Source organism: Microbacterium sp. UFMG61 (assembly GCF_015354505.1).
GTDB lineage: Bacteria > Actinomycetota > Actinomycetes > Actinomycetales > Microbacteriaceae > Microbacterium.
This window is the reverse complement of sequence record NZ_JACAFP010000014.1, coordinates 57,391-69,555: the sequence shown is the minus strand read 5'-3', so window position 1 is coordinate 69,555 and position 12,165 is coordinate 57,391. Positions and strand designations below refer to the sequence as shown.

9 protein-coding genes and 1 other RNA gene are annotated in these 12,165 nt (G+C 70.8%); 2 read left to right on the top strand and 8 right to left on the bottom strand.

The annotated features are described in order from the left end of the window. The 8 genes from IXW21_RS16185 to ffs all read right to left on the bottom strand — a co-directional run. The coding region (locus IXW21_RS16185; RefSeq protein ID WP_323742284.1) for a DNA polymerase III subunit gamma and tau at positions 1 to 2,358 on the bottom strand (2,358 nt) is incomplete at its 3' end. A 178-nt stretch (positions 2,359 to 2,536) separates the two neighbouring features. Then, on the bottom strand, positions 2,537 to 5,041 hold the full coding sequence (locus IXW21_RS16180) for a glycoside hydrolase family 65 protein (RefSeq protein ID WP_194765271.1): 2,505 nt from the start codon (positions 5,039 to 5,041) through the stop codon (positions 2,537 to 2,539). Next, positions 5,038 to 5,838, bottom strand: coding sequence for an HAD-IA family hydrolase (locus tag IXW21_RS16175; protein ID WP_194765270.1), 801 nt, complete (start codon positions 5,836 to 5,838; stop codon positions 5,038 to 5,040). The genes IXW21_RS16180 and IXW21_RS16175 overlap by 4 nt, the downstream gene beginning before the upstream one ends. A gap of 147 nt (positions 5,839 to 5,985) precedes the next feature. Beyond that, on the bottom strand, positions 5,986 to 7,206 hold the full coding sequence (locus IXW21_RS16170) for an acetate/propionate family kinase (protein ID WP_194765269.1): 1,221 nt from the start codon (positions 7,204 to 7,206) through the stop codon (positions 5,986 to 5,988). Further along, complete coding sequence (pta, locus tag IXW21_RS16165) at positions 7,203 to 9,326, bottom strand: phosphate acetyltransferase (protein WP_194765268.1); 2,124 nt, start codon at positions 9,324 to 9,326, stop codon at positions 7,203 to 7,205. Before pta ends, IXW21_RS16170 begins: the two co-directional genes overlap by 4 nt. A gap of 87 nt (positions 9,327 to 9,413) precedes the next feature. Next, the gene (locus IXW21_RS16160) at positions 9,414 to 10,121 is read right to left on the bottom strand and encodes a hypothetical protein (RefSeq protein ID WP_194765267.1); all 708 of its coding nucleotides are present in this window, start codon (positions 10,119 to 10,121) and stop codon (positions 9,414 to 9,416) included. 13 nt (positions 10,122 to 10,134) lie between these two features. After that, the gene (locus IXW21_RS16155; RefSeq protein ID WP_323742283.1) at positions 10,135 to 10,746 is read right to left on the bottom strand and encodes a rhomboid family intramembrane serine protease; all 612 of its coding nucleotides are present in this window, start codon (positions 10,744 to 10,746) and stop codon (positions 10,135 to 10,137) included. A 79-nt stretch (positions 10,747 to 10,825) separates the two neighbouring features. After that, an RNA gene (ffs, locus tag IXW21_RS16150) (signal recognition particle sRNA small type) lies at positions 10,826 to 10,922 on the bottom strand. 49 nt (positions 10,923 to 10,971) lie between these two features. Here ffs and IXW21_RS16145 point away from each other — a divergent pair. Together IXW21_RS16145 and IXW21_RS16140 are read left to right on the top strand one after the other, a co-directional pair. Next, positions 10,972 to 11,163: a hypothetical protein gene (locus IXW21_RS16145; RefSeq protein ID WP_194765266.1), complete on the top strand. Its 192-nt coding sequence runs from the start codon at positions 10,972 to 10,974 to the stop codon at positions 11,161 to 11,163. Positions 11,164 to 11,173: 10 nt separating this feature from the next. Further along, the gene (locus IXW21_RS16140; RefSeq protein ID WP_194765265.1) at positions 11,174 to 12,163 is read left to right on the top strand and encodes an AAA family ATPase; all 990 of its coding nucleotides are present in this window, start codon (positions 11,174 to 11,176) and stop codon (positions 12,161 to 12,163) included. The last annotated feature ends 2 nt before the right edge of the window (positions 12,164 to 12,165 follow it).

Here is a 12,165-nt window from a genome sequence, read left to right as displayed (position 1 = left end):
CTGTGCAGGAGAGGCCTGTGCAGGAGAAACCCGGGCGGGAGAAGCCGGGGCGGGGTGTGCCTGGGCGGGCGCACTCCGGGCGGGCGCACTCCGAGCAGGAGTCGGCTCGTACGCGGGGTCGTATGGTGGTTCGTCGTCGTAGTACGGCGGTTCCTCGTCGAGAGGATACGGTGGCTCATCGCGGTCGAGCGGCGCCGGGCCGGGGGCCGCGGCCGAGGCAGGTGCAGACGATCCGGATGCCGCCGAGCCGGCTGCGGTCTGCGCGGGGGCCGAGGATTCCGTGGTCTGCGCGACGCGCGCGGCCGCCGGTGCGACAGCCGCCGCAGGGTCCGGTGCGACAGCCGCCGCAGGGGCCGGTGCGACAGTCGCCGCAGAGGCCGGTGTCGGCACCGTTGCGGGGGCGGACGCCGGGGCCGGAACCGGGTCGATCGACGCCGGGATCGGAGCCACCGCCCACTCGGTCACGGACGCCGAGGAGGCGTTGCGGGTCTGCGGGCGGGGCGACCCCGCTGACGCAGGCTCCGATGCGGGAGCGTCGGCGGCCGGCGCACCGGCGGAGGGCGACGACGGCTGTCGCGGCGCCCCACCGGCAGGCATGGGTGCGGGTCGGTACTTGACCTTGACTCCGACCTCGTGCTCGATCGCCATGCGCAGGTGATCGGAAGGCCCGGCTCCCGGGGTCGTGCCCTTGAACTTGGCGACGTCGTGCTGGCTCGTGAAGCCGAGCGTGAGCACCTCGGACTCCGTGTCGTACGCGAGTGGCTGCACCGCGGTCGCCAGCAGCCACGAGGTGCGGCTGAGTCCTTCGAGGCGCTTGAGCACGCCCGGCCAGGACGACGTGATGCGATCGAACGTGACCGGACCGTCGGGAACCTCGGGGGCCGGTGCTGCCGCCTCGGCGGCCGCCGCTGCGACCTCGTCCGCCTCGGCGGCATCCGCTGCCACGAGGCCCGGAGAGTCTGCCTGGATCGGAGAGTCGACCTGGATCGGTTCGACGGTGACGCTCGGCTGCTCCGGCGCCGCCGGGGTGCCTGCGGGCGCAGACGATGCGGCGGAGGCTGTGGCCGGCGCGGAGGCCGCGGTCGGGATGCTCGACACAGAAGCCGTCGCCGGGCTCGACGTCGCGGCCGCCTGCGCAGGCGCAGCGGTCGGAGCGCTCGCACGGGGCGTAGAGGAGGACACCCCGGTGTTCGCCCGCGGGGCCACGCCCACCGCGGGAGCGGCGACGGCATCGGACTCGGCGGCTCCGGCGAGGACGCGCGCGACCATGAGTTCGAGATGCAGGCGCGGCGACGTGGCACCCGACATGTCGTCGAGCGCTGCGCTGACCACGTCGGCTGTGCGCGACAGCCGCGCGGCGCCGAAGGAATCGGCCTGGGTGCGCATGCGTGCGAGCTCGTCTTCGGCGATGCCGCGCAGCACCGACGATGCTCCGGCACCCACGGCCGCGATCACGATCAGGTCGCGGAGACGTTCGAGAAGGTCGTCGACGAAGCGACGAGGATCTTGCCCGGTCTGCACGACGCGGTCGATCGCCGGGAACGCGGCGGCGGCGTCACCCGCGGCGAGCGCGTCGACGATCTCGTCGAGAAGCGCCGCATGCGTGTAGCCGAGCAGCGCGACCGCGCGCTCGTAGGCGACCGTCACCGTCTCGGAGCCGGCCGGGGAGTCGGATCCGGCGATGAGCTGGTCGAGGAGCGACAGGGTGTCTCGGGGCGATCCACCGCCCGCACGCACCACCAGAGGGAGCACGCCGCGTTCGGCGACGACGCCCTCTTCGGTGCAGAGCTTCTCGACGTACTCGAGCATCGCCGCGGGCGGCACGAGGCGGAACGGATAGTGGTGCGTGCGCGAGCGGATCGTGCCGAGCACCTTCTCGGGCTCGGTCGTCGCGAAGATGAACTTGACGTGCTCCGGCGGCTCTTCGACGAGCTTCAGCAGAGCGTTGAAGCCCTGCGGTGTGACCATGTGCGCCTCATCGAGGATGAAGATCTTGTAGCGGTCGCGGCTGGGGGCGAAGGTCGCCCGCTCGCGCAGGTCGCGCGCGTCGTCGACGCCGTTGTGGCTCGCGGCGTCGATCTCGACGACGTCGAGGGATCCTCCGCCGGCGCGCGACAGCTCGACGCAGCTCGGGCAGGTGCCGCACGGCACGTCGGTCGGTCCCTCGGCGCAGTTCAGGCACCGCGCCAGGATGCGGGCCGAGGTCGTCTTTCCGCAGCCGCGGGGTCCGGAGAAGAGATATGCGTGGCCGACCCGGTCGCCCCGGAGAGCGGTCATGAGGGGGTCGGTCACCTGGGACTGCCCGATCATCTCGCCGAACGACTCGGGGCGGTAGCGGCGGTAGAGGGCTGTGGTCACCACACCAGCCTACGGCGTGCCGCCGACATCGAGGCAGGGCGAGCGCACAGCATCCGTCCCCCGTTCCTGTCGAGTCGCCGGTGCCCCGTCTGCGCACCGACGCCCCACCTGCCGGGCGTCCGCCCGAGGGGGCGTCGGCGGGCAGATGGGGCGTCTGCGGAACGGCGTTCGAACGGCCTCAGTCCGTCGACTCGATCACCGGGATCGCGGTCGTGATGACGGGGACGGATGCCGACAGACGCGTGCCGTCCTCACGGAGAGCATCCGCGAACTGCCGCAGCGTCGGGCGTCCCGAGAGGATCGGCCCCTGGTCGGCGAGCGGCACGACGACGTCGTCGCCGACCGCCGCGGTGTAGGCGACGTCGCGCACCGTGAACGGCACCGGCTCGCCGGTGCTCACGTGCACGCGCAGCTCGTCGGCGGTGATCGTGACCTGCAGCGCCGACCCCTGCCACTGCAGCGGGTACGACAGCGAGGGCCAGTCCGCCGGCAGCCGCGGGTCGAAGCTCAGCTCACCGGCGTAGTCGCGCATGCCGCCGAAGCCGCACACGAGCGCGGTCCAGACCCCACCGGCGGAGGCGACGTGCACGCCGTCGGCCGCGTTGTGGTGCAGATCGTGCAGATCGACGAACAGCGACTGACGGAAGTACTGCAGCGCGAGATCCTGATAGCCGACCTCGGCGGCCAGGATCGACTGCACGACGGCCGACAGCGTCGAGTCGCCCGTGGTGAGCGGATCGTAGTAGTCGAAGTCCGCCTTCTTCTCTTCGGGTGTGAAGTGGTTGCCCTGCAGGAACAGCGCGAGCACGACATCCGCCTGCTTGAGCACCTGGAAGCGGTAGATCACGAGCGGGTGGAAGTGCAGCAGCAGCGGGCGCTGCTCCTTCGGAGTGTGCGCGAGATCCCAGACCTCGCGCTCGAGGAACAGCGAGTCCTGCGGGTGGATGCCCAGGCTCTCGCTGAACGGGATGAACATCGCGTCGGCCGCGCGGTCCCATCCCTCGGCCTCGCCCTCGGCGAGCCCGGTGCGCTCGACGACCCTGGCGAACTCCTCGCCGTTCGCCTCGCGAGCCTCGCGCACGACCCTCGCCGCGTAGCGCAGGTTGTAGCGCGCCATGACGTTCGTGTACAGGTTGTCGTTCACGACCGTCGTGTACTCGTCGGGGCCGGTGACACCGTGGATGTGGAACGTCTCGACGGCGTCGTCGTCGTTGGTGTCGGCGACGATGCGCGAGCTGCGCCAGAAGCCGAGGGTCGCCCACAGGCGTGCGGTCTCGATCGCGATGTCGATGCCCTCACGACGCAGGAAGTCGTCGTCACCCGTCGCCCGCACGTACTTGCCGAGCGCGAAGCTCACGTCGGCGTTGATGTGATACTGCGCGGTGCCGGCGGCGTAGTACGCCGAGGCCTCCTCGCCGTTGATCGTGCGCCAGGGGAACAGCGCGCCGGCCTCGTTGAGCTGAGCCGCCCGACGACGGGCGGCGGGCAGCATGAGCACACGTGCGCGCAGCGCGTTGCGGGCCCACTGCGGCGAGGTGTAGGTGAGGAACGGGAGCACGTAGATCTCGGTGTCCCAGAAGTAGTGGCCGCTGTAGCCCGACCCCGAGACGCCCTTCGCGGGAACCCCCGTGCCGTCTGCCCGCGCCGAGGCCTGCGCGAGCTGCAGCAGGCACCAGCGGGTGGCCTGCTGGATGTCGTCCTGTCCAGCGATCTGCACATCGCTGCGCTCCCAGAACGCGGCGAGCCATGCGGCCTGACGCTCGAACTGGGCATCGACGCCCTCGACCCGCACCCGGTCGAGCGAGCGACGGCACCGGTCGACGAGCTCGCGCGCAGGCACTCCGCGCGAGGTGTGATAGCTGACGAGCTTGGTCACCGTGATCGGCACGCCCGCCTTGGCCTGCACGCGGAAGACGTTCTTGGAGATGTCCTCCTCGATCAGCGTGCGGGAGGTGTAGTCGTTCTCGGTCTCGATCACGTGGTCGGCCACGACGGCGACGGTCATGCCGGATGCCGCGACCGAGTACGACAGCGCGGAGCGGAGCCCGTCCTGCCAGTACTCGGCAGGCTCGAGCACGCGCTCGGCGATCTTCTCGGCCTTGCGCGGATCGAAGCCGCTCTTCGCCTCGGCGGGCGTGCCCGCGTAGACGCCGGCACCGTCCTGACGATTGATCATCTGGCAGCTGACGGTCACCGGCGCGTCGGCGTTCTCGACGACGACCTCGAGACGGAGCACGGCCAGGTGCCGCTCTTCGAAGCTGACGATGCGCTCGTCACGCATGCGCACGCGCTTGCCCGACGGGGTCTCCCACACGACGGTGCGCTCGAGCACGCCCGTGCGCATGTCGAGCGTTCGCCGGTACTCGCGCACGTCGGCCTCGTCGAACGAGATCGGCTCGTCGTCGACGTACACGCGCATGACCTTGGCGTCCGGCGCGTTGACGATCGTCTGTCCGACCTCCGCGAAGCCGTATGCCTGCTCGGCGTGGCGGATCGGCCAGGTCTCGTGCAGACCGTTGATGAAGGTGCCGTGTTCGTGCGCGCCGCGCCCCTCGATGTGGTTGCCGCGCAGGCCGAGGTAGCCGTTGCCGACGCTGAACAGCGTCTCCGCCACCCCGCTCTCGGAGTAGCGCGTCTCGATGAGGCGCCAGGGGTCCACGGGGAAGCGGTCGCGGTCGATCATGCGGTCTCCTCGGAGTCGGGTGCGGAGGCGGAGCGGGTGTCGGTGTGGGCGTCGGCGGGCACGTCGGCGTCGGACAGGAAGGCGTCGAGGTCGCTCACCACGACGGTCGCGCCCGCGGCGCGCAGCGCATCGGCGCCGGTGCCGCGATCGACACCGACGACGGTCGCGAACCCGGCTGCCGCGGCCGAGGCCGCGCCGGAGGTCGCGTCTTCGACGGCGACGCTGGTGGCGGGGTCGACGCCGAGCGCGACCGCACCGGCGGCGAACATGTCGGCTGCCGGCTTCGAGGCCAGGCCGTCGCGCTCGGCGACGACGCCGTCGACCACGATGCGGAAGAACGAGCGGATGCCGGCAGCACCGAGCACCTCTTCGGCGTTCTTCGAGCTCGAGACCACGCCGAGCGGGATGCCGGCGGCGGCGAGCTTCTCGAGGAGCGCGAGGGAGCCGGGGTAGGGCGCGATACCCTCGGCGCGCAGCGAGGTAGCGAACGCGTCGTTCTTGCGGTTGCCGATGCCGCAGATCGTCTCCGCCTCGGGAGGATCGTCGACCGCCCCCCACGGCACCTCGACGTTGCGGCTGTGCAGCAGGCTCGCCACGCCGTCGTAGCGCTTCTTGCCGTCGACGTAGTCGAAGTAGTCGGCATCGGTGTACGGCGGTTCGATGCCCCAACGGGCGAACACGTCGTCGAACACGACCTTCCAGGCGCGCATGTGCACCTCGGCCGTGGGCGTCAGCACGCCGTCGAGGTCGAACAGGACACCGTCGGCGCGGAGCAGATCGGGCAGTGCTTCGGGCACAGGAGCCTCCAGGAGAAGGACGAGGGGTTCCGGCACCTCTCCGTGCCACTGTGCAAGCGTAGTTGCGGTGGGGCGTCGGCGGTAACCCCCGAACGGGATTCGGGTGGTCGGGTCTTCGGCGGCCGGGTCTTCAGCGGTCAGCGCACGTCAGAGCATCCGGGCGGTCTGCCGCGCGATCTCGAGCTCCTCGTTCGTGGGCACCACGAGCACCGTGACGGGTGAGGCGTCGGTCGAGATGCGGCGGATGCCGCGCTCCCGCGCCGCGTTGCGTCCGTGATCCAGCTCGACGCCGGCGAACCCGAGCGTCGCCATGGCCTCGGCACGCACAGGCGCGGCGTTCTCGCCGACCCCCGCGGTGAACGAGATGACGTCGACACCGCCGAGCTGCGCGATGTACGAGCCCGCGTACGCGCGGAGTCGATGGATGTACACGTCGAACGCCAGGGTGGCCGCGGCGTCTCCGGCATCGCGACCGGCGAGGATGTCGCGCATGTCGCTGCGTCCGGCGAGTCCCTTGAGGCCGCTGCGCGAGTTCAGCAGCGCGTCGAGATCGTCGATCGAGTAGCCGGCGCGGCGCGACAGGTGCACAAGCGCCGCGGGGTCGAGATCGCCCGAGCGCGTTCCCATGACGAGACCCTCGAGCGGCGTGAGGCCCATCGAGGTCTCGACCGAGCGCCCGCCGTCGATCGCGGTGACCGAGGCCCCGTTGCCGAGGTGGAACACGAGCTGACGCAGCGTGCTCAGGTCGCGCCCGAGGAACGCCGCCGCCGACTCGCTCACGTACTGGTGGCTCGTGCCGTGGAACCCGTAGCGCCGCACGCGATGCTGCGCCGCGAGCTCGGCGTCGATCGCGTAGGTGTAGGCCGCGGGCGGCAGCGTCTGGTGGAACGCCGTGTCGAACACCGCGACGTGCGGCACGTCGGCGAACACGGCCTTCGCCGCGAGGATGCCGGCGAGGTTCGCGGGGTTGTGCAGCGGGGCGAGCACCGCGAGCTCCTCGATCTGCTCCTCGACGTTGCGCGTCACCAGGGTGGGCGCGTAGAAGCGCGCGCCGCCGTGGACCACGCGGTGACCGACGGCGGCCGGGGCGCGTTCGACGAGCGACGGGCCGTGGGTCTCGAACTGCTCGAGCATGACCGAGAAGGCGGCTGCGTGGTCGGCCACGGGCCGCTCGTCCTCGTACGACGCATCGAGCATGGTGACGACCGCATCCGCCGTCGTGTCGGGTCGCACGGTGTGGGTGATCGCGCTGGCATCCTGTCCGATGCGCTCGATCAGGCCGCTCGCCAGCTCGTTCTCGTTCTCGATGTCGAGCAGGCTGTACTTGAGCGAGGACGACCCGCTGTTGATGACGAGGATCGCGGTCACGATGCCGTCCCTTCCGCCTGGGCCTGGATCGCGGTGATCGCGACGGTGTTCACGATGTCGTCGACCAGCGCACCGCGCGACAGATCGTTGATCGGCTTGTTGAGGCCCTGCAGCACCGGGCCGATCGCGACGGCGCCGGCGGAGCGCTGCACCGCCTTGTAGGTGTTGTTGCCCGTGTTGAGATCGGGGAAGACGAAGACCGTGGCGCGCCCCGCGACCGCCGAGTCGGGCAGCTTCGCCTTCGCGACGGCGGCGTCGGCCGCGGCGTCGTACTGGATGGGCCCCTCGACGAGCAGCTCGGGAGCCCGCTCGTGCACGAGGGCTGTCGCGGCACGCACCTTGTCGACATCGGCGCCCGACCCCGACTCCCCCGTCGAGTACGACAGCATCGCGATGCGCGGCTCGATGCCGAACTGACGGGCGGTCGCCGCCGACGAGATCGCGATGTCGGCGAGCTGCTCGCTGGTCGGGTCAGGGATCACGGCGCAATCGCCGTACACGAGCACCCGGTCGGCGAGGGCCATCAGGAACACGCTCGAGACGACGGTCACGCCCGGCTTGGTCTTGATGATCTCGAACGACGGACGGATCGTGTGCGCCGTGGTGTGCGCGGCTCCCGAGACCATGCCGTCGGCGAGACCGAGGTGCACCATCATCGTGCCGAAGTACGACACGTCGGTCACGGTGTCGGCAGCCTGCGCGACCGTGATGCCCTTGTGCGCGCGCAGCCGTGCGTACTCGGTCGCGAAGCGCTCGACGAGCTCGGGATCGGTGGGGCTGATCACCTGCGCGGCGGCGATGTCGACGCCCAGCTCGACGGCCCGGGCCCGGACGGCGGTCTCGTCGCCGAGGATCGTGAGGTCGGCGACCTCGCGCGCCAGCAGTGTCGCGGCGGCGCGCAGGATGCGGTCGTCGTCGCCCTCGGGAAGCACGATGCGGCGGCGGTCGGCTCGGGCCCGCTCGATCAGGCCGTACTCGAACATCAGCGGAGTCACCACGCGCGACTCGGCGAGCCCGAGCTGGGTGGTGAGCTCGGCGATGTCGACGTGCGTCTGGAACAGCCCGAGCGCGCGGTCGTAGCGGGTGCGCGACTCGGGCGAGATGCGCCCGCGTGCGCCCATGACCCGCACCGCGGTGTCGTAGGTGCCGAGGTCGGTCGCGATGATCGGCACGGTCGAGGGGAAGCCGTCGAGCAGCTGCACGATGGGCTCCGGCAACGGGAACGGTCCGTTCAGGATGATGCCGGCGACCCGCGGGAAGGTGCCGGAGGCATCGGCGAGCAGCGTGGCGAGCAGCACCTCGGTGCGGTCGGCGGGGATCACCACGACCGCCTCTTCGGTCAGCCGCGGCAGGACGTTGACCATCGACATGCCGGCCACCACGATCGTCAGGGCCTCGCGTGCGAGGCGGTCGGGGTCGCCCTTGATCAATCGCCCCTCGACCGCCGCGAGGATGCCGCGGATCGACGGCGCGACGAGGGTGCGATCCTCGGGCATGGCCCAGACGGGAGTGCTGCGCGCGGGACGCACCGCGGTCACCGCCGCCTCAATGTCGGTGAGCGCCTCGGGGTCGGCGCGGTTCACGACGACCGCGAACAGCTCGGCCCGCTCGGCTTCGAGCTCGGCGAGCGCCAGGGCGCCGATCTGACCGACCGCCGCTGCCGAGCGCGCGGTCGTCGTGCCGAGCTGCTCGGCCTGTCGCTGCTGGTCGCGACCGCTGAGCACCAGCAGCACGGGTGCCGCCAGGTTCGCCGCGATACGGGCGTTGTAGCCGAGTTCGGCGGGGCTGGCGACATCGGTGTAGTCGCTGCCGATGATCACGACCGCATCGCACTGGGCCTCGACGGCCTTGAATCGGGCGACGATGGTCGACAGCGCCCGATCGGGGTCGTCGCGCACGTCGTCGTAGGTCACACCGATGCAGTCGTCGTAGTCGAGCTGCACGCCGTCATGCGCGAGCAGGAGCTCGAGCACCTCGTCGCGCTCGGTCACCGAGCGCGCGATCGGTCGGAACACGCCGACCCGCGGGGTGACCCGCATCAGCGCGTCCAGGACGCCGAGGGCGATCGTGGACTTTCCGGTATGGCCTTCGGCCGAGGTGATGTAGATGCTCTGCGCCACGCCCCCAGCTTAGGTGCACCTCACCATGGATCCGCTGGGTCTCCCGCCGTGAGAATCGCAGCGACGCGACGATCGGCGTCGTGACGATCAGCAGGGTGCCGAGAGCGCGTCGACGACGGCGATCGCGTCGGCCTGATACCGCGTGTAGTAGGTCGGGTCGAGATTGATCTGCACCCGATGGATCGCGAGCGAGGGTTCGAGTGCCTGCCAGTCCGGCACGCGCGCGAGCCGCTCGTAGAACAGGGTCGCGGCGGTCGCCGGGTCCATCCGCTGCTCGACGCTGCCCCACCACTCCTGCTGCTGGAAGAGGCCGATGCTCGTCGTCCGGCTGCCGTCGGGGTTCGTGAATCCGCTGGTCTCCCAGTCGCCGTAGTCGATGTTGCGCAGGCTGCTCTCGCCCATCGCGGTCATGACCCCGAGGATCTGCCCATCGCGGCCGAACCCGAGGGCGGATGCCGTCTGCATGATCGTCGCGGCGTTCTCGAGCTGCTCGCCCTCCCACCCCGCGATCCCCGCCTGGGGGAAGGTCGCGGGCTCGCTCAGGCAGATCGCCACAGGCGGCTCGTGGGCCAGACTCAGCGGGATCGCCACCGCCGCGGCCCCGGCGACCAGGAGCACCACGGCGGCGGAGATCGCCAGGCGGCGCAGCATCCGCCGGCGCTGCAGCCGCCGCTGCGCGCGACGACGCGGCGACACCCGACGGCGAGCGGCCGGGCGGGCGCGGCGACGCACGGCCGACCGCGACTTCGAACGCGACGGTGCTCGTTTCTTCGTGGTGCCGGCTCTCGGACTCACCGTGACGCGATCCTCATGCGCGTCGAGCCGATGTCCGACCGGCGAAGGCCGCGAGACCGCCGCCGATCGCACCGAACAGGTGCGCCTGCCACGAGATGCCCTCGCGCACGCCCACGACTCCCGCGAGCATCGAGCCGCCGTAGAGGCCGATCACGATCAGCGCGATCACCGCGTAGAGGATGCGGTGCGAGACGCGACCGGGCGCGAACACCCGCATCACGGTGTAGCCGAAGTACCCGAACACGAGTCCTGACGCTCCGACGGTCAGCGCACCGGGAGCGTTGACGATCCACGTGCCGAGGCCGCCGATCACCGCCGAGAACGCGGTCACCGCCCAGAACCGTCTGGCGCCTTCGACCGCCACGAGGCAGCCGAGCACGAGGAACGGCACGGAGTTGGCGATCAGATGCGCCCAGCTCGCGTGCAGAAGCGGCGAGACGACGATGCCGGGAAGCCCGGACAGGTCCCACGAGCGGATCCCGAAGCCGGTGAACGACAGCGGAAGGATCGCATCCACGAGCTGCACCACCCACATCGCGGCGAGCAGAAGCACCGGCGAGGCGAAGCGTCCGAGAGCACTCTCGCGCGGAGAACCGGCGGGGCTGATCATGTCGGGCCTGGTCACATCACGATCCTGGCAGGACTGACCCGGAGGACGCTGACAGCGGCTCGACGGGATCGGCCCCGTGGAGTGGGCCGAAAAAGAAAGTGACTCTCCGCGCACCCAGCAGAGCCCGGTTACCCTTGCTGCGTCTCCGCCCTGGGGGAATTGGCCTGGATGCCGCCACGCGGAGAGCCGAGAACAGTCTAGCCGATCTCCGCACCCTCTCTTTGACAGACTGGGCAGGTCATGGACTCCGCCACCGCCGCTCCCCTGTCGACCTGGCGCTTCTCCGGCACCCTGCGCACGTACCAGTCCGAGGTGCTCGAGCGCCTCGAGCCCGGGTCTGGGGTGGAGACCGCCGTGCGTTCATTCCGTTGTCACCCCATCCGCAGGCAGCGGCGATACGATCGGTTCACGCGCACCGCAGCGCCCACGTGAGAGGGAACGCATGCCAGAGAATCCGCCCCTGATCCCGACCGTCGTCGGCGCCGAGCAGTTTGCCGCGCAGACGTCGGCCATCATCGACTCGATCGGACGGGTGATCGACGGAAAGCCGGATGCCGTGCGGAGCGCGATCGTGTGCCTGCTCGCCGAGGGGCACCTGCTCATCGAAGACGTTCCCGGTGTGGGCAAGACCATGCTCGCCCGAGCGCTGGCCGCGAGCATCGACGCGACCGTGCGACGCATCCAGTTCACCCCCGACCTGCTGCCGGGTGACGTCACCGGTGTGAGCGTCTACAACCCGGTCGACCGCGAGTTCGAGTTCAAGCGCGGCGCGGTGTTCGCGCACATCGTGATCGCCGACGAGATCAACCGCTCGTCACCCAAGACCCAGTCGGCCCTGCTCGAGGCGATGGAGGAGGGACAGGTGACGGTCGACGGCTCGACGCACATGCTGCCCGACCCGTTCCTCGTCGTCGCCACGCAGAACCCGCTCGAGATGGAGGGCACCTACGCGCTTCCCGAGGCGCAGCGCGACCGCTTCATGATGCGCATCTCGATGGGGTATCCGGATGCCGCGGCCGAAGCCGAGATGCTGCGCCAGCGCGACACCGTCAACCCGTTGGCGGCGGTGCGTGCCGTGGCCGATGCGGCATCCGTCTCGGGCCTGATCGCCTGGGCGCGCTCGGTGCACGTCGCGCCCGCGATCGAGGAGTACACGGTGGCGCTGGCACAGGCGACCCGCACCGATCCGAACCTGCACCTCGGCGCCAGCCCGCGGGCGACGCTGCAGCTCATCCGTGCGGCGAAGGTGTGGGCGGCGCTCGACGGCCGCGACTTCGTGATCCCCGACGACGTCACCGCCCTGCTGATACCCGTGCTCGCGCATCGTCTGCTCCCCGCTCGGGGCGCCCACCGTGCCGGCGCGCAGCCCGTCGAGTCGGCGCTGCATCAGATCGCCGAGCGCGTGCGCGTGCCGGTGGCCGTGCGGTCCTGACA

What these genes read in the sequence shown, in the direction of transcription:
- IXW21_RS16140 (WP_194765265.1), top strand. Translation starts at nt 11,174, where the DNA reads ATGCCAGAGAATCCGCCCCTGATCCCGACCGTCGTCGGCGCCGAGCAG.
- IXW21_RS16180 (WP_194765271.1), bottom strand. Translation starts at nt 5,041, where the DNA reads ATGATCGACCGCGACCGCTTCCCCGTGGACCCCTGGCGCCTCATCGAG.
- IXW21_RS16145 (WP_194765266.1), top strand. Translation starts at nt 10,972, where the DNA reads ATGGACTCCGCCACCGCCGCTCCCCTGTCGACCTGGCGCTTCTCCGGC.